This is a genomic window from Streptomyces sp. Go-475 (assembly GCF_003330845.1).
Lineage (GTDB): Bacteria > Actinomycetota > Actinomycetes > Streptomycetales > Streptomycetaceae > Streptomyces.
The window spans coordinates 4,043,471-4,065,406 of the sequence record NZ_CP026121.1; the positions used below are offsets into that span (position 1 = coordinate 4,043,471).

Here is a 21,936-nt window from a genome sequence, read left to right on the forward strand (position 1 = left end):
GGTGAGCCCGAGCCGGGATACTCGTTCGAAATGGTACGGATGTTGAAACGGCACGGAAGGCACGACGAGCATGTCGCGGCCGACCAAGAGGCCGAGGCCCCCAAGGCACCACAGGCCGGGCCGGACGAGCAGGTGGAACGGCAGGCGCCGGACACTCCGACGGACCTGCCCAAGCGCTCCTGGGGAGCGGTGCTGAAAGGCACCCTGAAAGAGTTCAAGAAGGACGAGCTGGCCGACCGGGCGGCGGCGCTGACCTACTACGGGATCCTGGCGCTGTTCCCGGCGCTGCTGGCACTGATCTCGCTGCTCGGGATCGTCGGTCGGTCGGCGACGCAGCAGGTACTGGACAACATCCAGAAGCTCGCCCCGGGCGCGGCGCAGGACGTCCTCCGCAACGCGGTGCAGCAGATGCAGGGCAACGCCGGACTCGGCTCGCTCATGGCGATCGTGGGTCTGGTGCTCGCGGTGTGGTCGGCATCCGGCTACGTCGCCGCGTTCATCAGGAGTGCGAACGCGGTCTACGACGTCCCCGAGGGCCGTCCGGTGTGGAAGGTGCTGCCGGTCCGCGTCGGCGTGACCGTGGTCCTGATGGTCCTGGCCGTGGTCAGTGCGGTGATCGTCGTGTTCACCGGAGGACTGGCCCGGCAGGTGGGCACCGCGCTGGGGGTCGGTGACACGGCGCTGACGGTGTGGTCGATCGCGAAGTGGCCGGTGCTCGTCGTCCTGGTCACCATCATGATCGCGATCCTGTACTGGGCGACGCCGAACGCGAAGGTCCGCGGCTTCCGCTGGATCACGCCGGGCAGCTTCCTGGCGCTGGTGATCTGGATGATCGCCTCGGCCGGCTTCGCGCTGTACGTGGCGAACTTCGCCTCGTACAACAAGACCTACGGCACGTTCGCCGGTGTGATCATTTTCCTGGTGTGGCTGTGGATCACGAATCTCGCGATCCTGCTCGGCCTGGAGTTCGACGCCGAGATGCATCGCCAGCGTGCCGTCGCGGGCGGTCACCCACCCGGCGACGAGCCGTACGTCGAGCCGCGCGACACCCGGAAGTGGGACGAGGAGGACCGTCGCCGCTTCGAATCCTGAGGTCGCGGCTCGTGCGTGAAAGGGCTCCGGGCGGGGAGTCGGCTGATCATGGGGATGAAGGCGGAGCTGCGCGACGGGGATCACCGGCTGACCAGGCGGATGATCGCGTCGGGGCCACCGTGGGTGCGGCGGGTCGCGCCCGCGGTGGAGGAGGCGGCTGAACACACCAAGGTCTGGTGCGCTGCGGCCGGGGTGATGGCCGCCATCGGCGGGTGGCGCGGCCGGACGGCGGCCGCCGCCGGGGTCGCGGCCATGGCGACGGCTCAACTGCTCTCCAACGCGGTCGTCAAGCAGGTGTCCCGACGGCGCCGCCCACCGCCGCACTGGGTCCCGCCGGAACATCTCCAAGGCCGCCCGGACAGCTCCTCCTTCCCCTCCGGGCACACGGCCGCCGCCTTCGCCTTCGCCGGCGCCGTGACGCCCGTCTGGCCGGCCGCCGGTGCCGTGTGCGGGGTGTCAGCGATGCTGGTGGCGGCGGAGCGGGTGCACAGCGGTGCCCACTACCCCTCCGACGTGGCCGCCGGCGGCGCACTCGGCCTGACGGCGGCCGCCCTGATACGTGCCGCACCCCGTCTGCTGCGGCGACATGTGCTCTGACGAGTGGTGATGCGTCGTCGTGGGGTATTCGGGGACCCGGTCGGACCGACGTAGCCGAGATCAAGGAATCAAGGAGAAGACGCAGCGATGACCCAGGACAAGCCTCACACGGGCGATGCGGCCCAGGTTCGAGAAAAGGCAACGGCCGTGAAACAGCAGGTCGCCGAGAAGACCACACAGGTCAGGGCTCAGGTGCGGGACAAGGCCGCGCACGTCGGAGAGCTGGCACGGGAAAAGGCTCCTGAGCCGGTGCGCGAGAAGGCGGACGAGGGCATGCGGATGGCACGGTCCAACCGAACCCCGCTGTTCGCCGCGGCCGGAGCGCTCATCGCGCTGCTGTTCGTACGTCGTGCCGTGAGGCGGCGATGAAAGGTCGCGAAGGTCGCCTACAAGCCGGTCGGTCCGGGTGTTCCAACAGGTCTGGAAAAAGCTCGGTCACGATGAGGACGCCCCCGACGCGGAGCGCACCTGGCGCGAGGCCATGTCGGCAGCGGTCCTCCAGGGCGCGATCGTCGCCGGCGGCAAAGCCGCCGCCGACCGCAGCGGCACCGCCGCGACTCGCCACCTGACCGGCACCTGGCCCAGCTGATCCCTCCGGTCGATGCCCGTCGCAACGCCGCCCTGGCGAACGTCGACGGGCATCACCAGTCGGTTGGCTCTGTGTCGTGGCACATACCTTCACGACATCGGCTCATGACCGCGGCCCCGCTCCCCTTCGGGAGGGCGGGGCCGCTTCGTCATGCTCGGCCCAACTTGACGACGCACGCCCTCCCGTTGCTCCAACGCCGTACCGTGACAACGTGGCAAAAGACGACCTCGGGCGCACTCTCCGACGCCTGCGCCGGCTGGCCTCCCTGACGCAGGAGGAACTGGCCGCCCGCTCGGGCGTATCTGTCGACGTGATCCGTCAGCTTGAGCAACGCCGTAAGCACTCGGCGCGGCTGCCCACGCTGCATGCCCTGGCCAACGGGCTGGGGGTGGAGCTGACCACGCTTCTGGGTGATCCACCCGCGGTCTCCTCGACTGGCGAGAACGATGGGCCGCGTTTTGTGGCCGTGCGGCGGGCCATCATGCCCGTGCTTTGGGGGCCGGAACCCGAGCCGCCAAGACCGGACTTCACTCTGGACAGGCTTCGCGGGCAGATCGCAGATGGCTGGACGCAGTACCACGCCGCCGAGTTCGACACGGTGATGAAGGTTCTTCCGGACTTGATCGCTGACGCGCGCACGGCGACAGCGTGGGGCGAAGACAGCGACCGCCGCGGGGGTTTCGCAGCCCTGGGCAAGGCCCTTCAGCTCGCCGGGCACGTCGCGGTGCGTATGGGGAAGACCGACCTCGCGCTGACGAGCTTGGAGCGGGCGATAGGTGCCGCCGAGCAGTCGTCCGACCCCCTTCTGCTTCCGATGATCGTCAACTCTATGGCGTGGGCCTACCAGAGGCAGGGACGCCTGGAGGACGCGTTGCACATCGCCCTTCGTGCCGCCGCCGACATGGCAGCAGCGGGCCACGACGGAACGGCCGACGGGCTGAAGGTCTGGGGTGCACTCACCATGAGTGCTGCCACCTCGGCCGCACGGAGCGGCGACTACGACCGGGCGGCGACGATGATGGAGACAGCGGAGAAGGAGGCCGCTCGCGTATCGAAGCTTCCCGCCGGCGGCGACAATCGCATGGTGAGCGTGTTCAGCCCTTCTTCCGTCCGTATCGAGCGCGTTCGGCTTGCTGTCCAGTACGGGCACCCGCATGACGCGCTGGCGCTCGCCAAGGGAATGCGGCTGAGTAAGGACACCCCTGCGTCCTGGCGGACGTGGCTGCTGCTGGACGTTGCCCGCGCCCACACTGATATCGGGGACGCGGCTGGGGCAGTGAAGACCTTGGAATCTCTACGCCGTATGGCGCCGACCTGGATGCAGCACCACACGTTGGCCGTGGCGATCGTGCGTGATCTGTGGGCGCTCCCCAACCACCCTCCGGGGCTCGGCCCGTTGGCGGAGTTCCTGGGGGTCAACGAATAGCGTCGAGAAACTGGGACGCAACGTCCCTGTCACTCTGTGCAGCTCAGCGATTCCATAGCCGGACAGCGCCCCGGCGACCGCTGACACGGCCCCGGGGCATGGCCGACTGATGAGGAGTCGACGTGCGACAAGCTACCGCCCCGCCCCCCGCAGCGGCAGAGCAGGACCAGGCCCCGCCAGACATCGCCACGATGCGCGAGACCGCACACCGCGTGCTGGGCCCGGACAACGCGCCGGACGCCCTACCGTCGGCCGATGAGGAACTGGAGACACTCACTGCCACGCTGCGCGGCCACCTCGAACTGCTGCTGCCCGAGGTCGAGCAGGCGGCCGGGCGTCTGCCGGAGAACAGCGTCACCCGCTACGGCGCGATGTACTGCGTCGGCGAGGCCCGCGGAAAGCGCCGCGCGCCCGAGCTGAGCTTCGCCCCGCTGGCCGGCAGCATGTACGCCCGGCGCCTCGCCCGCGTCCTGGCCACCCTGTGCTGCCACTACGAGATCGTCAGCGCGGGCATCGAAATGACGTCCGAACAGCAGGCGTTCGAGCATCTGGCTGACCACTGCCTGAGGTGCCCGACATGCCGGGCCGTGGACGACGAAGGCATGCACGCCGGCCTCCCCTGCGAGGAAGAGAACAGGCTGTACGAGGCATACCGAGCCGCTCGGGCTCGCGCGGTCGCGGCCCGGCTGGCCCGCCGCCACGCTGCGGAGGTCTCGGCGTGACCGCCACCGAGCCCGAGGCCGGGGCCCCCACCGAGGAAGACGAGTTCCAGGCCCTCGGCAAGCAGCTGCTGCGCACCGCGAAGTCGTCCCACACCCAGGCCGCCGTCCAGGCGCTGGTCCAGGAGCGAACGATCCTAGAGGTGCCGGCCGTGCGCCACGCCCTGGTCGTCGACACCGACGACGGTGAGGTGGCCCACTTCGAGGGCCTGTCGGGGCGCCAGTACGGGCTGGGTCTCGACGAGCAGCAGCGGGCCTTCCTCCACCTGGTGCTGTCGATGGTGGGAATCGGGATCACCACGCTGGCGTCCGTGCAGGACCTGGACGACCGGCGGCTCCAGATCATGGTGCGGGCGATCCTGCGGCTCGCGGGCAACGAGGACCTCGCCGTCGGCCGACGCCTGTGACCTCACGCGCGTCGACCCCCCGACCATCTATTCGCCCAGGAGTACGCAAGATGCCCGACCGATTACCCCGCTGCCCGGCCACCGGGAAGCGCTCGTTCGAATCGCTCGAAGCTGCAAGCCGCTGGCTCGCCGACAAGGCCGACGAGTTCGCGGCCCGGCCAGTCGGCGAGTCGTACCCCAAGTACGGCCCTCCCGCTCCCTTGGACATGCAGCCCACCCAAAACGGACTGGAGCTGTGGGATTCGAACCCACCACCCATGGATCAAAAGTCCTGGCGTGATCGTGTTGGCAGCGGACCCCTTGAGGGGTCGGCCAGCGTGGTCGGGGACAGCTGCTTCACGTCGTGTAGGCGACGGGCTTGCGGCCTGGTGGGCGTGGTTCTTCGCTTGGTGCCGCCGCCCGGCGACGATGAATCGACGGAGCCCTTTCCGGCAAGGTCCCGGTCACACGAACGGGTCCACATCCGCTCACGCATGCTCACGCAAGCAGTCGCCAATCACAGTCGTTGCCCTGGCCACACATGCGGACAGGGCAACGACTCTGCTGGTCAGAGCCCTGCGGACACTGACGACGCGGTAGGCCCTGTGGGACTCGAACCCACAACCAATGGATTAAAAGTCCACTGCTCTGCCAATTGAGCTAAGGGCCCAGGCGATGTTGCCCCCACGAGCATAGCCGGACAACGCCGAGTCTCCGATCGGGTATCGGGTCCCGGTCGTGCCGCGGGGGCGCCGGAGCGCCGTGGCCCGCCCCGGGGGGCGGGCCACGGCGCTCTTCACGCGGGTGTGTCAGCCGTTGCGCTTCCAGCGCGGCTTGTCCTCGCGGCGCTGGAAGGAACCGCCGCCGCGGTGGTCGTCACGACGGCCGTAGGGGCGGTCGTGGCCCGGACGGTCATGGCCCGGACGGTCGTGGCCGCCGGAGCGGAAGCCCGGACGGTCGTCGCGGCGGTCCCGGTTGAAGGGACGGTCGCTGCCCCGGTGCCCACCGCGCTCGTCCCGGCGGAAGCCGCCGCGCTCACCGCGGTCGCGGTTGAAGCCACCGCGGTCGTCACGACGCTCGAACGAACGGCCGCCACGGTCGTCACGGCGCTCGAAGGAACGACCGCCACGGTCGCCCCGGTCGTCACGGCGGAAGCCGCCGCGCTCACCGCGGTCGCCCCGGTCCGCCCGGTCGTCCCGGCGGAAGCCGCCACGGTCGCGGTCGAAGGAACGACCACCACGGTCACGGTCGCGGTCACGGTCCCGGTTGAACCCGCCGCGGTCGTCACGCCGTTCGAACGAACGCCCGCCACGGTCACGGTCACGATCGCGGTCGAAGGACCGGCCACCCCTGTCACGGTCGAAGGACCGGTCACGGTCAGCGGAACGGTCACGGTCGAAGGACCGGTCCCGGTCGGCGTACCGGTCGCGCCCGGCTCCGCCGCGCTCCACGCGCTCCTCGCGCTCCACGTCCTGCGCGGTCGGCTGCTCCGGCACCGACACCTCGACACCGGCCGGAACCTCCGCGGCCTCCCCGGCCGCCTGCGGCTCCTCGCCGCGCTCGCGCGCGACCCGCGCCAGCAGCCGGTCGGCCTCCTCGCGCAGCTCGTTCGCCCGCCGCTGCGCCCGCTCCAGCTCCTTGGTGAGCTGGGCGACCTCACGCTCGGCCTGCTGCGCGGCGTTGCCCACCGACTCGGCCTGGACCTCGGTCATCGACCGGGCTCCGGTGATCTCGGCGACCTCCGGGTCGAAGGCGCCCGCGCCCTGGATGATGTGGCGCGTGGCGTCGACGCCCGCGTCCTCCATCAGCCGGAAGATCTGACGCCGCTGGTGCGGCAGCGACAGCGACACGACCGTGCCCGTGCGACCGGCACGCGCCGTACGGCCGGCCCGGTGCAGGTAGTCCTTGTGGTCACCGGCCGGGTCCACGTTCAGCACCAGGTCGATGCCGTCGACGTGGATGCCGCGGGCCGCGACGTCGGTGGCGACGAGGACGTTGACGTACCCGTCCTTGAAGTCGGCCAGGGTCCGCGTCCGCGCGCCCTGGGTCATGCCGCCGTGCAGCGCGTCGGCCTTCACGCCGGAGTCGCGCAGCTGCTCGGCGACGCGGTCGGCGCCCAGCTGGGTGCGGACGAAGATGATCGTGCGGCCCTTGCGGGAGGCGATGGCCGCGGTGACCGGCGCCTTGTCCTTGGGCTTCACGATGAGGATGTGGTGCGACATGGTCGTCACGGCGCCCTGGGCGGCGTCGACCTCGTGGCTGACCGGGCTGTTCAGGTACCGGTCGACGAGGGTCTTGATCTCGTTCTCCATGGTCGCGGAGAAGAGCATCCGCTGACCGCCCGCGGGGATCTGGTCGAGCAGCTCCGTCACCTCGGGCATGAAGCCCAGGTCGGACATCTGGTCGGCCTCGTCGAGAACGGCGATCTGCACGTTCTCCAGCGAGCAGGCGCCGCGGTTGATGATGTCGCGCAGCCGGCCCGGCGTGGCGACCAGGATGTCGACGCCCTTCTCCAGGGCGTAGATCTGGTTGCCCATGGACGTACCGCCGCAGACGACCTTCATCTTCAGGCCGAGGACGTCGCCGTACGGCTGGAGCGCGTCGGCGACCTGCATGGCGAGCTCACGGGTCGGCGTGAGGATGACGGCGCGCGGCTTGTGCTTCTCGGTCCGGCCGCCGGCCAGCGTGGCCAGGGTCGGCAGACCGAACGACAGGGTCTTGCCGGAGCCGGTGCGGCCGCGGCCGAGGATGTCCTTGCCGGCCAGGGCGTCCGGGATGGTCGCGGCCTGGATCGGGAAGGGGCTGGTCACGCCGTTCTGCGCGAGCTTGCGCACGATGCCCTCGGGCAGGCCGAGGTCGGCGAAGGTGGTCTCGGGGGTGGTGTCTTCGACGGCCTCGTTCTCGGGCACGACGACGTGATCAGTACTGGCGATGGACATGCGAATGCGAAACCTTCCGGAGTCTCAAGTCGGCACGCGCCCGTCAACTCCGTGATTCGCGATTCGCAATACGACCGCCTCAATGCGGTCCACCACGGCAAAGGAGAGTACGCGCCACACGGCGCGCTCTGCGGTGGCGCCGGGCAAGATGGGATCAAACGATCTGCCACCATACGCACTCCGGGCCCCGCAAGGCAAACCGGACTGGTACGGCAGCCTTCACAAGGCCGGGCGGGCGTCTTTTGTTCCCGACGGAACGCCCGGCTCCGGCCCCGCCCAGCAGGGCTACGCACGGGCTACGCAGGCGAACCCGCCTCCGGCGCCGGCTCCCGCTGGGCCAGCTGCGGCTCCGGCGGCTCGTGCGCGGACGACGACGGCTCCGGCGTCGGCTCCGGGGACGTCGTCGGATCGGGCGGCGTCGGCGTGGGCTCCGGTTCGGTCGTCCGGGTGGGCGTGGGCTGCGCCGGTGGCTTGGGCGTCGGCTTGGCCGGCTTCACCGGCTTGCCGCCCCGGGGCGCGGACGCACTCGCGTCCGGGGTCGGCGACGCCCCGGGCGGGGCCGACTCCCCCGGCCCGCCGCGCTCGCCCTTCTTCCCCTTCCCGCCCTTGCCGCGCCCGCGCTCGCCGTCGGCGGCCGCGGCCCCGAACCCGCCGGCGCCGCCCGACACCGCCGAGCCGCCGTCGGGTTCCTCCCCGCCCCGCTGCGCGGCGGAGTGCGACGGCTTGGCGCTCCCGCCCGCATCGTCGTCCCCCACACTCATGCAGCCGGCGGCAGCGGCGACGGCCACGGCCGTGGCGGCCAGACGGACGGGTACGAACAAGGGGCGCACGGGGCCACCTCCGAGAAGGGTGATGGAGTCAACACCTCCAACTCCCGCCGCCCACAAGAGGACACGCGCCCCGTATTCACAACCCGCTCAGCCGTAGCCCAGGGCGTGAAGGCGCGCGTCGTCGATGCCGAAGTGGTGCGCGATCTCGTGCACCACGGTGATCTCCGTCTCGGCGACGACGTCCTCCCGCGACTCGCACATCCGCAGGGTCGGGTTCCGGTAGATGGTGATCCGGTCCGGCAGCACACCGGCGTACCACTCGCCCCGGTCGGTCAGCGGTGTCCCCTCGTACAGCCCGAGCAGCTCGGGATCGTCCGCCGGCGGTTCGTCCTCGACGAACACCGCGACGTTGTCCATCAGTCGCGTCAGCTCCGGCGGGATCCGGTCGAGCGCCTCGGCGACCAGCTCCTCGAACTCCTCGCGCGTCATCTCCAGCACAGGCCCATTGTCGGCCACGACCCCGCCGTACGAGAGCCTTCCGGCCTCGCATATCCGGCCCGGGACTTGGGCATACGGGACCAATGGCCCGCGTCCCCGCCGCAGTCCTGAGTGTCCTGAACCCGATCCGCAAGGCCCCGCGCGCCCTGGCCCGCCTCTACCGCTCGCGCCAGGCGCCCACCACGATCGAGCTCGTGCCGCAGCCCCATCCGTGGGCGCGCGCGGCGGGACTCGTGGCCGTCGTCCTCTTCGGCGCCTGGCTCGGCCTGCTGGTCGTGGGCAACGTCCGGGTCCCGGTCGGCCCCATGAACACGACGATGACCCTGCGCCCGTCCTTCACCGGCGGGACGAAGATCAACATCTCGCCGCTGGGCGCCCTGGAACTGAACAGCCACATCGCCCCCGTCCGCCTGGACGTGAACGTCGACCAGCTCGACCCGGACCGCGCCCAGGCCCTGGTCGACCACCCCGAACGCCTCTCCGGCCTCCAGGACGAGGTCACCCAGGACGTCGGCCGCGGCACCCTCGACCTGGCCGTACGGTCGTCCGTCGCCGTCGTCGCCGGCGCCACCGCCCTGGGCCTCGCGGTCTACCGCCACCCCCGCCGCGCCCTGGCCGCCGGCGGCCTCGCCCTCACCCTCCTCGCGGCCTCGGGCGGCACGGCGTACGCCACCTGGCGCCCCGACTCGGTCCTGGAGCCGAAGTTCTCCGGCCTGCTCACCTCGGCCCCGTCCCTGGTCGGCAACGCGCGCAGCATCGTCACGGAATTCGACGTCTACCAGAAGGAGTTGGCCCGCCTGGTCACCAACGTGACCAAGCTCTACGACGCCACCTCGACCCTCCCCGCCTACGCGCCCGACCCCTCCACCATCCGGGTCCTGCACGTCTCCGACATCCACCTGAACCCGGCGAGCTGGAAGATCATCGCCTCGCTGGTGGAGCAGTACAAGGTCGATGTGATCGTCGACTCGGGCGACACGATGGACCACGGCACGGCCGCCGAGAACGGCTTCCTGGACCCCATCGAGGACCTCGGGGCGCCCTACGTCTGGGTCCGCGGCAACCACGACTCGATGATCACCCAGCGGTACATGGAGGGCCTGAAGAACGTGCACGTCCTGGACGGCGGCCGGGCCGAGACGATCAAGGGGCTGCGTTTCGCGGGCATCGGCGACCCCCAGTTCACCCCGGACCGCTCGAAGCAGCCCGGCGCGGAGCAGTCCCAGGAGCTGGCCGGCGCCCGCCTGGCCACGGCCCTGCGCGACCAGCGCACGGCAGGCACCCCGGTCGACATCGCCATCGCCCACGAGCCCTCCGCCGCCCGCGAGGTCGACGGCGAGGTCCCCCTGGTCCTGGCCGGCCACCTCCACCACGACGAGATGGAAGTCCTGAAGTACGGCACCCGGCTGCGCATCGAGGGCTCCACGGGCGGCAGCGGCCTGCGCGCCATCGAGGGCAAGCACCCGGACCCCATCGAGGCGTCGATCCTCTACTTCGACCGGGACACCCGCCATCTCCAGGCCTGGGACGAGATCGAGCTGGGCGGCCTGGGCCTCACGACGGCCGAGGTCAGCCGCCACCTCCCGGAGGAGAACCAGCCCGGCGCGAGCCCGTCCCCGAGCACCCCCACGGAGACCAGCCCCTCGCCCTCCTCCTGAACCGTTTTGGCGATAGCTCCCGCCATCCCATATGCTTCTCACGTCCCCGACGCGCTGAGAAGCGCCCAGGCGGGCCGATAGCCCTCATCGTCTAGCGGCCTAGGACGCCGCCCTTTCAAGGCGGTAGCACGGGTTCGAATCCCGTTGGGGGCACGCACCACCCTGTGCGACACTGTCGTACGAAGCTTGGTCCTGTGGAGCAGTTTGGAGTGCTCGCCACCCTGTCAAGGTGGAGGCCGCGGGTTCAAATCCCGTCAGGACCGCTGAGGTTTCACGTGAAACCTCGTGGCTGGGTAGCTCAGTTGGTACGAGCGTCCGCCTGAAAAGCGGAAGGTCGCCGGTTCGACCCCGGCCCCAGCCACAACCGCCCTCACCAGGGCCTGAGCCCCTCTCCGTCACCATCGGGGAGGGGCTCTTTCGTGCCGCCTACGCCAACCGGTACGCCAACGCCCTCACGAGAGGGTGTCCCCGAGCTTCCTGAGCGCCTTCCGCTGTTCGTCCAGCGACGCGTGCGCGTAGACCTTCATGGTCACCCCGATGTCGCTGTGGCCGACGATCTGCCGAACCACGTGGGGAGGCACGCCGAGGTCGAGCAGGAGCGACACGGCGGAGTGCCGCAGGTCGTGAAACCTGATCTCCAGCCCCAGGCGGGAGCGAAAGGGGGTGCCAGCTCCGCCGCAGGTTGTCCGGCTCCAGCGGAGTACCGATGCGGGACGTGAAGATCAGCCCGTGTTCCTTCCACTCGATGCCGGCGGCGGCCCGCTCCTGCGCCTGCCGCTCGCGGTGCTCGGTGAGCGCCTTCACGACGACGGGCGGCAGAGGGACGGTACGCACCGAAGCGAGGGTCTTGGGCTTGACCAGCCGCAGCTCACCGCTGACGCGCTGTAGAGCGCGCTCCACGATCAGCGTCTCGCGGTCGAGGTCGACCGCATCCCAGCGCAGCCCGAGCAGCTCGCCACGGCGCATCCCCAGGACCAGAGCGAGCACGTACAGCGCGTGCAACCGGTCCTCGGCGGACTCGCGGATGAGGAGCCTGGCGTCAGCGACGCTGAGCCCCTTCCCGGTGTCGTACGAGGGCGTGGGGACCTGCACGAGCTGGGCGACGTTCCGCACGATCAGTTCCTCCCGTACGGCGTTCTGGAGCGCGTTGCGGAGCACGGCATGGATGGACTGCACCATGCGGCGGGACAGCAGAGCTTTGCAGCACTCCCCTGTCGCGCAGCACTGCGGCTCGGGCCGCTCCTTGTCCCAGCCGTGCTTGCAGCACTGGCACTCGGAGGCAACGCGGGCCAGCCACGTCCGGACCTCGGCGGCCCGCAGGGTGCGGATCTTCTTGCGGCCCAGCCCGGGGACCAGGTGGACCCGGGCCACGCTCTCGTAGCCCTGGTAGGTCTTGGGGCGGCGGTGGACCTTCACCACGGTCGCGAGCCAGTAGGTCAGGTAGTCCTCCAGGTTCATGTTCGTGTCGGGCACCGGGATGCCCTGGTTCTCCTGCGCCTGGAGTTCGGTGATCTTGTGGCGTACCTCGTCACGAGTCTTGCCGTAGACCGAGACGCGCTTGCGGATGCCGCTGGTCGTCGTCACGTACACGCGGCCGTGGTACGTGCCGTCCTTGCGGATGGTGATGCTGCCTTCGCCGTTGGCACGCTTGGCCATCAGGCGGCCTCCTCCAGTCGGTTCTGCATGAATGCTTGGACCGCGTCGGCGGGGACCCGACGGGCCCGGCCGACGGTGAAGCTCGGGAGCTGCTTGGAGCGGATCAAGTCGTAGACCTTGAAGCGGCTCAGGCGGAGAGCCGTCATGACCTCGGGGACCGTCAGCGCCTGGTGGGTGGTGGGCAGGGCGGTGCTCATGCGGTGACTCCTCCGGGGCAGTCCTTCGGGGGTCTCTCTGAGGGCCGCTACTTCCGCTACCGCCGCTACCGTGCAGGTCAGGGGCCTGTGCGGGGTAGCGGGAAGGGGTAGCGGTAGCGGATGGGTAGCGGCGCGGTAGCGGCATCCGGAGCCGGTTGCCGCTACCGCGTTGGTGCTGGTCAGGCGGCGTTTTCGGTGCCGGGTAGCGGAGGTAGCGGACTTTCCGGGGGTGGGGGGCAGTAGCGGGCCCAGGCGTCCCGGAGATCGGCGGCGTAATAGCCCTTGAGGACGCTCCCGGCGGTCTTGATGTTGCGGGACGTGATGGGCTCGTTGTCGGCCGTCATGTACTCGGCGAGCATCCGCGACAGGCGCCGGTTGTCGAGCGGCTTGCCGTGGAGGTCGGCCCAGGGGGCGTCGTCGAGGGCGTTGAGCCGGTCGAGGATGGCGACGGTGGGCAGGCGATCGATGCCGACCATGACGTGATCGCGCAGGTCGGTCAGCAAGCGGACGCCCAGGCTGCCCTTGTCGTTGGCCTTGGAGGCGGTGACCAGGGTCACGCAGGCTTCGCGGGCCCGGGTGGGCCAGGCGCCGCCGGCCGCGTCGGCGACGGCGAGCAGGGGTTCCCACACGTCCGCCGGGCGGTCGGTGACGCCGTCGGGCATCTCCGGCCAGGCATCCACCACCTGTGCACGAGCCTGCTCGGCCCATGCCGCGAGCCGGTCACGCAGCTTGTGTCCCTCGGCCTCGTGGATGCGGGCCCGGTAGGACTCGACGTGTTCGTTGCGGGCCCGTCGGCGCATGCGGATGATGACGGAGCGGGTCATGATCGTGTCGGGCAGAGAGCCGAGTCCGGCGACCGCGACCCCGCAGTACGAGGGGAAGGCCTGAACGGTCTGGTTGCCGCCGTCGCCGATGCACCGGTAGGTGACCCCGGAGCGGCGGTGACCTGCGTTGAGGAACCCGCGCAGTTCCTCGTTGTCTCCTGCCTTGGGTCCGAAGATCGTGTCGATCTCGTCGAACAGGATCGTCGGCCGGCCGTTGGGCCCGGACACCGCCCGGAACAGGGCGGCGGCGGAGGCGTTGACGGCCGTCATGGGCTGCGGCACGAGGGTTTCGACGATCTCCAGCGCCCGTGACTTGCCCGACCCCGGCTCGGGGGACAGGAAGGCGAGGCGGGGGGTGGAGTCGAAGCAGTCAAGCAGGTGGGCGTGGGCGTCCCACAGCGTCACGGCCACGTAGGCGGCCTCGGTGGGGAAGACGTTGAAGCGGCGGTGGAAGGCTTCCACCTCGTTCAGCACGGCCGCGCCGTCGAGGGTGGGGGTCATGCGGCGGCCCTCCCTTCCTGGGCGGCGGAGGCGGTGTGGGGGCAGACTCCGACGGTCACGCGGGTGGTGAGTTCGATGACGGCGGCCCGGCCACGGGCGCGTTCGTGGTGCCCGCACGAGCACAGCCAGTCCGCGACCGGCGGGCGGGTGAAGCGGACCTGAAGCCCCGGCCAGATGCCGGTGACGACGACCGTGTCCGGGTCAGGGACAAAAGCAGATCGGTCGCCCTTGCGGGCGGCGCCTTTCGGCTCGCCCACGGCCCGTGGTGCTGCGGCCCGTTCGGCGGCGCGCGGACCGGCCGGGGCGTTGGTGATGCTCTTCAGAGGGGGACGGGGAGAGGGGCTCATGCGGCGTTCCTCCTGCCCTGGTTGTGGGTGATGGACCAGTCCAGAGCGCTGCGGAGGGTGGAGCGGCACTCGGACGCGGACAGGCCGGCCGCCTCCCCCGCCTCCTGAAGAGCCTGCTCCACCACACTCCTGGGGTGGTCGCCCCACGCGACGAACCGCCCCATAGCCCGTGCGGCGCGGAACAACGTCGCCTCGCGCTCGCCGACTTGGGCCGCAGCCACGTTCCGTGCCTCGCTGTCGAGCGCTACATCCGCATATCGGCGGGATTGCCCCGATACGGCCATCGAGGGCGCCTGAGACGCCCTGGGGGCCGGTTGCAGGATGGTTTGCAGCCACGGCGGCAGAGAGACCGTCTCAGGGCCGCACAGGGCTTCGTACCGTCCGGCGGGGGTGGTGCTACCGGCCGCGACGACGTAGCCGCCCCATGCGCGGGTGTCGACCGAAGCGGCCACGGTGCCCGCCGTGTTGCCCAGCCGCACACCGGGCGGGGCGGTGAAGTACAGGTGCGTTCCGCCGCTCGCGGTCCGCACGCGGTAGGTGTCGGGGACGGCGTGCCCGGTGCGCTCGCAGAGCGCCTTGAAGGTCGCCGCGCCGTCAGGCGCGTCCGAACTGCCCTTGTGCTCTGGGGTGTCCAGGTCGACGACGACCAGCCCGGAGGGGCCGGTGGCGATCCCGACGTTGAACGACGCCCGCGACCAGGCGGCGCGGATCCGGTCCGGGTCGGTGGTGGCGCGCTGCTCCCACTTCACGTGCCCAGCCGCGCACACGCCAGTGCGGGTGCAGGACTTCTCCCCGTGCAGGGCCGGGGGCTTGCCGCCGGGGCGGAGAGGGAAGACGTGCCAGCCGCGTTCGGCGGCGTCCAGTGCTGCGCGCAGCAGCGCTCGACGGGGGTCATGGGTCATGCTGGATGTCTCCAGTTCTCTTGGTGAGCGCTGGGTGACAAGGGCGGCCCCGTGATCTTTGGCGAGATGAGGGGGGCCGCCCTTGGCGTAGCTAGAACGGCGGTTCGTCGCTGTAGCCGGGCGGGGTGCGACGCGGCCAGCGGGGCAGGGGCAGGAGGGTCACGGCCCACTGCGTCCAGCAGGGGCAGGGCTCCCAGTCGGTACCGGCGTACTCGCCGTTGTGGTCGCCATAGTCGTGCGCGATGCCGCCCACCCCGTCGCAGTCAGGACAGTTGGGGCGAGGGGTGTCGGACAAGGCCAGGGCCCGGCGAGGGCAGTGGGTGACCTTGATACGGAGTCGGATCACGGGTGTCGGTCCCCTCGTTAGCCGTAGAACTTGTTCCGCTTGATCACGGCTTTGCGGATGTTGACCGTGGTCCCGCCCTGCTGACTGCTCGCGCTGAACACCTGGACAGCGATCCAGCCGCCGAAGATCACAGCGGCGAGGATGATGAGCTGGCCGATGAACGCGGTCAGGGCCGCGATGAACGACGTGAGCAGCAGCAGGCCGACGCACACGGCGAGGAACCCGACGCCCCCGAGGGCGACGTTCACCGCCGCCCGGGAGACCGGCGGCTTCGTCGCGACCGGTTCGGGCTGGACGGGGTTGATGGCGTAGCCGGTGACCACCCGGCCGTCCGGCAGGACCACGCTTGCCACGGTCGGGACGTGGCCGGGCTGGACGGGAACGAGCGGTGCCGGCGTGACGGCGGCCGGGGTGATGGGGGTGGGCTGGTGGACTTCCACGGCCCGTCCGGTGGGCGCGTGGCCGGGGTGTTCGGGGTACATGCGGAATCCCTTCCGGCGATGGGGCAGGGAGGCGGAGGCACCCCCTTGGGGGAGCCGTGTGGAGGGGGTTTTCGGGGGTGTGACCTGCGCGCCTCCCTGACTCCCTGATGGATCATTGCTGCTGGTCAGGGGCAGGGAGGCGGGTCAGGGAGGGGGTCAGGGAGTTCTCCCTGCCTCCCTGACCCGGCAGGCGTTCGGCTCCCTCTACTGCGAGGCGAAAGCGGAATCCGCCTCGGGGCGGTTGGCCAGGGCGCGGTGGAGACGGTCACGGGCGACGACCATGCGGCCGTCGGACTTGTACGGCTCGGCTCCGGTGTCCTCCAGCACGCGGCGCAGGTCGGCGAAGGTCCAGCCGCCGTAGGCGTCCTCGTTCAGGGTGGCGAGGCGCTTGAGGACGTCTTGGGTGACCAGGCGGGGCGCGTCGCCCAGGACGGTGGCGATGTCGGCGAGCGGGTCGCGCTCCTCGCCCCGCTCGATGACCCGGAGCGTGGTGACGCCGTCGCGCATCGCCTTGGCCCGGTCGGCGATCTCGGTGGCCTGCTCGGTGTCGATGTAGTGGGTGCGGACGTTGATGGACGCCTGACCTGCGGGGATGGCGATGCCGTCGGAGGCGACGACGACCTGTCCCTTGTCCAGCCCGGGGCGCAGCAGGTTGGGGGCCGCGCCGCCGTCGACTGCCTTGTCCCCCAGCGCCATGCGGGCCTGCGATTCGGTGCCCAGGGCGAGCGCGGCGCGGGTGTGGGCGCCCTCGCGGACCAGCTTGGGAAGGTTCTGGTCGGTGGGGTCCTGCGTGCCCTGCCACATCAGCACGTTGACCGCACGACCCTGGTTGTGGATCTTCCTCACGGCCATGAAGTAGCGGCTGGTGGCCTTGGACCCGCCGTAGGGCCGCTTGTCCTCGTCCTTGAGCGGGCACATGAACGCCACCTGCGCCTCATCCACCAGCGTGATCAGCGGCGGGAAGGTGGTGCCGGGCGGGGCCTGGAGGCGGCGGTTCATCTCCTCCACGGCGTCCTCGACCATCTCGGTCGCCTCGATCACGTGCTCGTCGGTCGGGCCCTGGATCAGCACCGTGGCGAGCCCGTCGAACATGGCCCAGTCACCGGCGCCCTTGAGGTCGGCGATGCGGAACTCCACCGACCGGTCGAGCGCCAGCCACAGCGCCAGGGCCCGCAGTGCGGCGGTCTTGCCCTGGTTGGACAGGCCGGTGATGAGCAGGTGGCGCTGATACAGGCTCAGGGCGGCTGCGTCGCCTCGCAGGTCCTGGCCCCAAGGGGCACGTCCCTTTGCGTAGTCGGCGGTCAGGGTCTCGTCGGTGACCAGCGGGGACGGGCCGATCGGCTCATCCAGCGCGCCGCTGTCGGCGATCCACAGGCGCACCGTGCGGGCGGCCTGCGGGATGGTGATGAACACCTCGTGCTCGTGCCGGGTCAGGTTTTCCGCCAGCTTGCGGCGCCGGTTCTGCACCTCGACCGTCGACACCCCCGACGGCAGCGTGACGTCGACCTCGACGCCGCATCCGGCGATGCGGATCGGGCCGAGCATGGAGGCGCCGGCGTCGCCCATCTCCTTGATCGCGTTGCGCAGGGCGGGCACCCCGAGGTCGCGCAGGGCCTTGACGACGATGGACGGGGTGATCGGCTCCCCCTCCCCGTTGCGGACGTTGGCGGGCAGGGCCCAGTTCGGGGCGGCCTGCTGCTTGCGGCCGACGGCCCACAGGGCGAGCAGGGCCAGGAACGGGCCGATCGTGAGCGCCGGACCCCAGACGATCTGCACGATCCGGATCAGGGTGCCGATGAAGTCGATGGTCGCGCTCAACGGGGTGATGACATCGCCGACCTGCTTGGTGTTGAGCGCCATCACGATCCCGAGGGCGACCAGCAGGCCAACGCTCATACCGGCGCCGACCCCGACCGCCTTGGCCGCGTCCACCGGCGAGTGAAGCAGGTCCATCCGCCGGCGGTGCCGGGCCTCGCGGAAGCGCTGCAGACGCTCCTCCCACTCTTCGGCGACCTCGTAGTTCCCTGCCGCTTCGGCCGCACGGAGCATGCGCTCGTAGCGGGCACCGGTACGGCCGTCCCAGGTGCGGCGGGCCACGATCCGGCCCCCGTTGAACGTGTAGAGGCCGTGGCGGGCCACCGTGCGGACGACCGTCTTGGTGTTCTCGTGCGTGGCGGCCGTCTTGATGGCCCTGCCGGAGCGCACCCACAGCGGCACGGGCCGCGCGGGCGGCGCGTCCGGCACGACGGTCAGCACGGTGGGAGCGGTGTCCGGGGACGGGGGATCGGCGGCCTTGTGGAGGTGGACGACGTTCTCAGACATGCTGGGAGTTCTCCTGACTGCCCCAACAGGGCGGGAGTGGGGGAGAACCGGGGTGGCCGGGTCCGTGGAAAGAGCGGCCACCCCGGGTGTGATGGCTGGTCAGAACCAGCCGGAGGACTTCTTCTTGGCCTTGTCGCGGGCGGCCTCGGTGATGAGCCTCTGACGCTCGCCGTGCAGGGCGTTCAGTTCCGCGTTCAGCCGGAGTTCGGCAGAGCTGCCGGTGGCGTCCATGCGCCGTTCCTCGCGGCCCGCGCTACGGCCCCGGGCCACCTTGTAGGCGCCGCTGGCCAGGGCGCGGGCCATGGCCCGGCGCTCGCTGCCGTTCAGCGGCCACCACTCACCCCGGCGGACCGCTTCCAGCTTCTTCGTCGTCGCCTGGATCTCGCGGTCCAGGCGACGAATGTCGGCGTTGCGCATGGTCAGGTACTCCTCGGGGAGTCGGCGGAGTCGGGATAGGCGCAGGTCACGCACATGCCGAGCGAGGCGGGGATGACGTAGCCCGCATCGGTCCGGCAGGCGGGGCAGACGCGGCGGGCGGCGTTGGCCTTATCCAGCGCCGCCCGCCGGCCCGGGGTCATCGGCCTCACCGGTTTGGCGAGGTCGACGCGGTAGAGGTAAGCGACCAGGGGCCCCCGGCGGCGGCGTGGCCGTTCGAGCTGAGCGGCCACGCCCTGGCCGCCGGGCCGAAGCCCACGGGCGCGGAGTTGGCGTCGGGTGGCGTAGCCGTCCGGGGCCAGGCGCCACCGGTAGACCGGCAGCGCGCCCATCAGGCCACGCGCTTCCACGCGGCCCGCAGCCGGACCTCGGAGGCGGAGTGGCCGGCGGCCCGGAAGCGGGCGGCCATCTCCCGGTACGACAGGGCCGGAACCTCACTGGTACGGATCTCGTCCACCAGCGCGTCCAGCGCCTCATCCGACAGCACCGGGGCGGCCGTCTCCAGCGCCGGAACCGGCTCCGTCGGGCCCCAGACGGGCAGTTCCCAGCGGGGCGTGACGCCGGGCGTGACGCGACTCGTCACGCTGGTCAGGGCCCTGCCGGTCTCCTCGCCCTTGCGGGCTGTCTCCAGCGTCGACCACGCCCCCGCAAGGGTCTCTGCGGTCTTGGCCTGGACGCGTGCGACGCGGGCCCCGGCGGCCGTCACGGCCGTCAGCCGGGTCTCCTCGGTGGCCGCTTCCGCCCGCAGCCGTGCGCGGGCCACGGCCGCTTCGTCGCGTGCCTCCTGCTGGATGCCCCGGATCGCGTCGAGCGCGAGCGGGGTGAGCGCGGTGCGCTCCCACAGGCTGTGCACGAGCCACAGGGCCTTGGCGGCGATGGGCAGCCACGCGACGGCCAGCCACGCCCCGGCGGAGTGTTCGGCGGTCAGGGCGTGTGCCACGAGGACGCCGGTGGCGAGGATGCCGAAGGACCAGCCGACGGCGGTCACGGCCTGGTTGTGGTCGCCCTGCGCGGCGAGGCGGCGTTCGTAGGCGAGGGTGGCCAGCCATCCGCCGTCGATCCCGAGACCGACGACCAGGGCGACCGGCCACGGCACCGCCGTGCCCAGCCACATCATCACCACCGCGAGGGTCAGCACCATGGACACGGCCGTCATCGCCACGGCCGGAAGCACCGTCTTGGCCTTCACAGCGCGCCCCCCGCCGTGATCAGCGCGGCGAGGATGAGCAGGACCCCGCCGGCGGCGGTCAGGTCGACCGCGCGGCGCAGGCACGTGAACTTGGCGACTGCCAGCCTGGACAGGCCGGCGATGTCGGCGGCCATGTCCCGGTCGACCGCAGCCGTGATCTCCTCGGGCGTCAGGGTGGCCCACAGCAGGAAGCCGTGACGGCCCGACAGGTTCGGCCGCACCGATCGCAGCAGCATCCCGGCCGCGCCGACCAGCAGCGCCAGACCGAGCCCGCCGACGATGTAGGCGGGGACGCTCAGGGGCAGGTCGCGCGCGACCGTCCACGAGCCGGCGAGGACGGCACCGACGAACGCCAGCAGCAGCGCCGTCTTCGCGTCCGTGCGCGTGATCTCCGCCTTCACCTCCGCGTGGGCGGCGGTCAGGTTCTTCTCCGTCGCGGTGCTCACGCGGCACCCCCGGGAAGGCTCGTACCGGCCGCGCGGTTGAGCAGCGCGACCCGCGCGGCGAGCGCCCGGCGACGGGCCCGCCGGATACGCCGCTCGTCCAGCTCGGTCGGGGTGCGGTCCAGGGTGGCGATGTGCGCCTCAAGGAGGTCGACGTCCGCCAGGATGACGGGCATCTCCTGCTCGATAGCCTCCAGCTCCGCATCCGTCGGCTCGATCAAGTCGGCGAACGCGGTAACAGGGTCCTGATCAGTGACGATGTGGTCCATTGGGTCGTGTTCCTCTCAGCGTGGAACGGCCCATCGCGGCTCCCGGGGTGCCACCCGGGAGCCGCTTGCCGTTGGAGTCGGTTCCGGCTCCCCGCGCCCCCGTCCGTACGTCCTCACGCAATGCGCGGAACGGACGGGCGGGAGAGGCAGCCGGCCACGGCATCAACGCCGTGAACCAGAACGGACCGAACTACTGCCGGCACCGCCGGCCGGTCCGTACCGGCGGCGCCTGGATATGTCGTCGGTACACACCGACCTCCCGCGTTCGCAGGGACATAGGGGCGCGGCTTCCTGCCGCGCAGTCCGTCTTTTCGACTCGGGGAGACGGGGCCCACCTATGCAGTTCTCAAGGAACGACCAGCTCAGGGCTCCTGTGACAGCAAGCACTCCTTAACTGGACATACAGACTGACTTGCCGGTGTTGGTGGTGTTGTACCAACAACTGACGCTCAGAGTGTTGCCTTGATCGGTTGGGATCGTCAACCCAAAGCGCGTATGTTGTTGGCACAAGTCAGCCAACTGTGGGAGGTGCGGTGAGGGAGCAGCAGCCGAGGTACCACCGGATCGCGGATGACCTGCGAGGACAGATCGAGCGTGGGGAGCTGGAGCCTGGCCAGCAGCTTCCTACTGAGTTCGAGCTGGTGGAGCGCTACGAAGCAAGCAGGAACACGGTTCGCCTCGCCCTGCGGCGCCTAACAGAGGAAGGGCTCATCATCGCAGGTCAGGGGCGTGGTAGCTTCGTCCGTCGCAGTCTCAAACCGGCGGTGTGGGACTGGTCTGTCCTGGAGTCGCGCTCCCGCCACAAGACGGACGATCAAGGCGACCAGTGGGCGAGCATCGTGGCTGAAAGTGGCCGTCAACCACGGCAGGAAGTCCGCGTCTCCATTCGGCGCCCACCCGCTGAGGTCGCGGAACGCCTGGACCTGGACCCGGAGACTGAGCTGACCGTGGTTCGGGAGCGGGTTCGGATAGTCGACCAGGACCCGTACGCCCTTGCGGACTCCTACTTCCCCGAGGAACTGGTGCGAGGCACGCCCTTGATGCTGCCCGAGGACGTGTCAGCGCCCGGTGGCGTGCTGGCGAGCGTTGGGCTGATCCAGGCGCGTTATCGAGACGAAATCACCGTGCGCATGCCTACACGGGCTGAGATCGAGAAACTCAATCTTCCTGCCGCCACCCCGGTCGCCGTCCACATGCGTACGGGATACGACAAGGATGATCGCCCCCTGCGGGTCATGATCACGATTCTTCCGGGAGACCGGCATGTCATCAGGTACGACGTTTCTGGGGAATGACGTGCGTGTGTGGGAGCCATCAGGCGCGAAGGCGCTGACCAGCATTGACGCAAC

24 protein-coding genes, 4 tRNA genes and 2 pseudogenes are annotated in these 21,936 nt (G+C 70.5%); 12 read left to right on the forward strand and 18 right to left on the reverse strand.

What is annotated here, in order from left to right:
* Positions 1 to 30 precede the first annotated feature (30 nt).
* From C1703_RS18620 to C1703_RS18650, 7 genes and pseudogenes are all read left to right on the forward strand, one after another.
* On the forward strand, positions 31 to 1,092 hold the full coding sequence (locus C1703_RS18620) for a YihY/virulence factor BrkB family protein (RefSeq protein WP_114253937.1): 1,062 nt from the start codon (positions 31 to 33) through the stop codon (positions 1,090 to 1,092).
* A 48-nt stretch (positions 1,093 to 1,140) separates the two neighbouring features.
* Positions 1,141 to 1,689 (forward strand): phosphatase PAP2 family protein, encoded by a 549-nt coding sequence (locus C1703_RS18625; RefSeq protein WP_114253938.1) that lies wholly within the window; start codon positions 1,141 to 1,143, stop codon positions 1,687 to 1,689.
* A gap of 87 nt (positions 1,690 to 1,776) precedes the next feature.
* Positions 1,777 to 2,058 (forward strand): hypothetical protein, encoded by a 282-nt coding sequence (locus C1703_RS18630; RefSeq protein ID WP_114253939.1) that lies wholly within the window; start codon positions 1,777 to 1,779, stop codon positions 2,056 to 2,058.
* Between the two features lie 37 nt (positions 2,059 to 2,095).
* Positions 2,096 to 2,278: pseudogene (locus tag C1703_RS18635) on the forward strand (DUF4235 domain-containing protein); the annotation flags it as partial.
* Positions 2,279 to 2,489: 211 nt separating this feature from the next.
* A complete protein-coding gene (locus C1703_RS18640) occupies positions 2,490 to 3,704 on the forward strand; it encodes a helix-turn-helix domain-containing protein (RefSeq protein WP_114253941.1) in 1,215 nt (404 codons plus the stop codon).
* Positions 3,705 to 3,895: 191 nt separating this feature from the next.
* Positions 3,896 to 4,426, forward strand: coding sequence for a DUF6415 family natural product biosynthesis protein (locus C1703_RS18645; protein ID WP_114253942.1), 531 nt, complete (start codon positions 3,896 to 3,898; stop codon positions 4,424 to 4,426).
* Positions 4,423 to 4,830, forward strand: coding sequence for a hypothetical protein (locus C1703_RS18650; RefSeq protein WP_114253943.1), 408 nt, complete (start codon positions 4,423 to 4,425; stop codon positions 4,828 to 4,830). The genes C1703_RS18645 and C1703_RS18650 overlap by 4 nt, the downstream gene beginning before the upstream one ends.
* 576 nt (positions 4,831 to 5,406) lie before the next feature.
* Here C1703_RS18650 and C1703_RS18655 read toward each other — a convergent pair.
* The 4 genes from C1703_RS18655 to C1703_RS18670 form a co-directional block, all read right to left on the reverse strand.
* A tRNA-Lys gene (locus tag C1703_RS18655) sits at positions 5,407 to 5,479 on the reverse strand.
* Between the two features lie 139 nt (positions 5,480 to 5,618).
* Positions 5,619 to 7,748: a DEAD/DEAH box helicase gene (locus tag C1703_RS18660; protein WP_114253944.1), complete on the reverse strand. Its 2,130-nt coding sequence runs from the start codon at positions 7,746 to 7,748 to the stop codon at positions 5,619 to 5,621.
* Positions 7,749 to 8,044: 296 nt separating this feature from the next.
* On the reverse strand, positions 8,045 to 8,578 hold the full coding sequence (locus tag C1703_RS18665) for a hypothetical protein (RefSeq protein WP_114253945.1): 534 nt from the start codon (positions 8,576 to 8,578) through the stop codon (positions 8,045 to 8,047).
* An 87-nt stretch (positions 8,579 to 8,665) separates the two neighbouring features.
* Positions 8,666 to 9,016, reverse strand: a complete 351-nt coding sequence (locus tag C1703_RS18670; RefSeq protein ID WP_037766808.1) for a metallopeptidase family protein — start codon at positions 9,014 to 9,016, stop codon at positions 8,666 to 8,668.
* Between the two features lie 83 nt (positions 9,017 to 9,099).
* On the opposite strand from C1703_RS18670, the gene C1703_RS18675 reads away from it, so the two are divergent.
* The 4 genes from C1703_RS18675 (at position 9,100) to C1703_RS18690 (ending at position 11,035) form a co-directional block, all read left to right on the forward strand.
* Positions 9,100 to 10,674: a metallophosphoesterase gene (locus C1703_RS18675; protein WP_198678213.1), complete on the forward strand. Its 1,575-nt coding sequence runs from the start codon at positions 9,100 to 9,102 to the stop codon at positions 10,672 to 10,674.
* 80 nt (positions 10,675 to 10,754) lie between these two features.
* Positions 10,755 to 10,827: transfer RNA gene (locus C1703_RS18680), tRNA-Glu, on the forward strand.
* Between the two features lie 35 nt (positions 10,828 to 10,862).
* A tRNA-Asp gene (locus C1703_RS18685) sits at positions 10,863 to 10,937 on the forward strand.
* A 24-nt stretch (positions 10,938 to 10,961) separates the two neighbouring features.
* A tRNA-Phe gene (locus C1703_RS18690) sits at positions 10,962 to 11,035 on the forward strand.
* Between the two features lie 91 nt (positions 11,036 to 11,126).
* Here C1703_RS18690 and C1703_RS40150 read toward each other — a convergent pair.
* The 14 genes and pseudogenes from C1703_RS40150 to C1703_RS18755 form a co-directional block, all read right to left on the reverse strand.
* Positions 11,127 to 11,279 (reverse strand): hypothetical protein, encoded by a 153-nt coding sequence (locus C1703_RS40150; RefSeq protein WP_269803232.1) that lies wholly within the window; start codon positions 11,277 to 11,279, stop codon positions 11,127 to 11,129.
* A 112-nt stretch (positions 11,280 to 11,391) separates the two neighbouring features.
* Positions 11,392 to 12,330 (reverse strand): annotated as a pseudogene (locus tag C1703_RS18695) (site-specific integrase); the annotation flags it as partial.
* Complete coding sequence (locus tag C1703_RS18700) at positions 12,330 to 12,527, reverse strand: helix-turn-helix domain-containing protein (RefSeq protein ID WP_114253946.1); 198 nt, start codon at positions 12,525 to 12,527, stop codon at positions 12,330 to 12,332. The gene C1703_RS18700 and the pseudogene C1703_RS18695, both read right to left, overlap by 1 nt.
* A gap of 179 nt (positions 12,528 to 12,706) precedes the next feature.
* On the reverse strand, positions 12,707 to 13,852 hold the full coding sequence (locus C1703_RS18705) for a DUF3631 domain-containing protein (RefSeq protein ID WP_114253947.1): 1,146 nt from the start codon (positions 13,850 to 13,852) through the stop codon (positions 12,707 to 12,709).
* Positions 13,849 to 14,199: a hypothetical protein gene (locus C1703_RS18710; RefSeq protein ID WP_232840528.1), complete on the reverse strand. Its 351-nt coding sequence runs from the start codon at positions 14,197 to 14,199 to the stop codon at positions 13,849 to 13,851. Before C1703_RS18710 ends, C1703_RS18705 begins: the two co-directional genes overlap by 4 nt.
* Positions 14,196 to 15,101, reverse strand: coding sequence for a bifunctional DNA primase/polymerase (locus C1703_RS18715; RefSeq protein ID WP_114253948.1), 906 nt, complete (start codon positions 15,099 to 15,101; stop codon positions 14,196 to 14,198). Before C1703_RS18715 ends, C1703_RS18710 begins: the two co-directional genes overlap by 4 nt.
* 91 nt (positions 15,102 to 15,192) lie before the next feature.
* Positions 15,193 to 15,447, reverse strand: coding sequence for a hypothetical protein (locus C1703_RS18720; protein ID WP_114253949.1), 255 nt, complete (start codon positions 15,445 to 15,447; stop codon positions 15,193 to 15,195).
* 17 nt (positions 15,448 to 15,464) lie between these two features.
* Complete coding sequence (locus tag C1703_RS18725; RefSeq protein ID WP_114253950.1) at positions 15,465 to 15,929, reverse strand: hypothetical protein; 465 nt, start codon at positions 15,927 to 15,929, stop codon at positions 15,465 to 15,467.
* 204 nt (positions 15,930 to 16,133) lie between these two features.
* Complete coding sequence (locus C1703_RS18730; RefSeq protein WP_114253951.1) at positions 16,134 to 18,251, reverse strand: ATP-binding protein; 2,118 nt, start codon at positions 18,249 to 18,251, stop codon at positions 16,134 to 16,136.
* Positions 18,252 to 18,350: 99 nt separating this feature from the next.
* Positions 18,351 to 18,668: a hypothetical protein gene (locus C1703_RS18735; RefSeq protein WP_114253952.1), complete on the reverse strand. Its 318-nt coding sequence runs from the start codon at positions 18,666 to 18,668 to the stop codon at positions 18,351 to 18,353.
* A gap of 2 nt (positions 18,669 to 18,670) precedes the next feature.
* A complete protein-coding gene (locus C1703_RS18740; RefSeq protein WP_114253953.1) occupies positions 18,671 to 19,018 on the reverse strand; it encodes an RRQRL motif-containing zinc-binding protein in 348 nt (115 codons plus the stop codon).
* Complete coding sequence (locus C1703_RS18745; protein ID WP_114253954.1) at positions 19,018 to 19,875, reverse strand: protein spdB; 858 nt, start codon at positions 19,873 to 19,875, stop codon at positions 19,018 to 19,020. Before C1703_RS18745 ends, C1703_RS18740 begins: the two co-directional genes overlap by 1 nt.
* Positions 19,872 to 20,321: a Pycsar system effector family protein gene (locus C1703_RS18750; protein ID WP_114253955.1), complete on the reverse strand. Its 450-nt coding sequence runs from the start codon at positions 20,319 to 20,321 to the stop codon at positions 19,872 to 19,874. Before C1703_RS18750 ends, C1703_RS18745 begins: the two co-directional genes overlap by 4 nt.
* Positions 20,318 to 20,587 carry a DUF6284 family protein gene (locus C1703_RS18755; RefSeq protein WP_114253956.1) on the reverse strand — a complete coding sequence of 90 codons (270 nt, stop codon included), beginning with the start codon at positions 20,585 to 20,587 and terminating at the stop codon, positions 20,318 to 20,320. Before C1703_RS18755 ends, C1703_RS18750 begins: the two co-directional genes overlap by 4 nt.
* A gap of 533 nt (positions 20,588 to 21,120) precedes the next feature.
* On the opposite strand from C1703_RS18755, the gene C1703_RS18760 reads away from it, so the two are divergent.
* Positions 21,121 to 21,882 (forward strand): GntR family transcriptional regulator, encoded by a 762-nt coding sequence (locus C1703_RS18760; protein WP_198678214.1) that lies wholly within the window; start codon positions 21,121 to 21,123, stop codon positions 21,880 to 21,882.
* Positions 21,883 to 21,936 lie beyond the last annotated feature (54 nt).

Coding starts and splice junctions, on each gene's coding strand:
- C1703_RS18705 (WP_114253947.1), bottom strand. CDS start 13,852: ATGACCCCCACCCTCGACGGCGCGGCCGTGCTGAACGAGGTGGAAGCC.
- C1703_RS18755 (WP_114253956.1), bottom strand. CDS start 20,587: ATGGACCACATCGTCACTGATCAGGACCCTGTTACCGCGTTCGCCGAC.
- C1703_RS18700 (WP_114253946.1), bottom strand. CDS start 12,527: ATGAGCACCGCCCTGCCCACCACCCACCAGGCGCTGACGGTCCCCGAG.
- C1703_RS18620 (WP_114253937.1), top strand. CDS start 31: ATGGTACGGATGTTGAAACGGCACGGAAGGCACGACGAGCATGTCGCG.
- C1703_RS18730 (WP_114253951.1), bottom strand. CDS start 18,251: ATGTCTGAGAACGTCGTCCACCTCCACAAGGCCGCCGATCCCCCGTCC.
- C1703_RS18710 (WP_232840528.1), bottom strand. CDS start 14,199: ATGAGCCCCTCTCCCCGTCCCCCTCTGAAGAGCATCACCAACGCCCCG.
- C1703_RS18715 (WP_114253948.1), bottom strand. CDS start 15,101: ATGACCCATGACCCCCGTCGAGCGCTGCTGCGCGCAGCACTGGACGCC.
- C1703_RS18675 (WP_198678213.1), top strand. CDS start 9,100: ATGGCCCGCGTCCCCGCCGCAGTCCTGAGTGTCCTGAACCCGATCCGC.
- C1703_RS18660 (WP_114253944.1), bottom strand. CDS start 7,748: ATGTCCATCGCCAGTACTGATCACGTCGTCGTGCCCGAGAACGAGGCC.
- C1703_RS18625 (WP_114253938.1), top strand. CDS start 1,141: ATGGGGATGAAGGCGGAGCTGCGCGACGGGGATCACCGGCTGACCAGG.
- C1703_RS18735 (WP_114253952.1), bottom strand. CDS start 18,668: ATGCGCAACGCCGACATTCGTCGCCTGGACCGCGAGATCCAGGCGACG.
- C1703_RS18630 (WP_114253939.1), top strand. CDS start 1,777: ATGACCCAGGACAAGCCTCACACGGGCGATGCGGCCCAGGTTCGAGAA.
- C1703_RS18740 (WP_114253953.1), bottom strand. CDS start 19,018: ATGGGCGCGCTGCCGGTCTACCGGTGGCGCCTGGCCCCGGACGGCTAC.
- C1703_RS18725 (WP_114253950.1), bottom strand. CDS start 15,929: ATGTACCCCGAACACCCCGGCCACGCGCCCACCGGACGGGCCGTGGAA.
- C1703_RS18645 (WP_114253942.1), top strand. CDS start 3,896: ATGCGCGAGACCGCACACCGCGTGCTGGGCCCGGACAACGCGCCGGAC.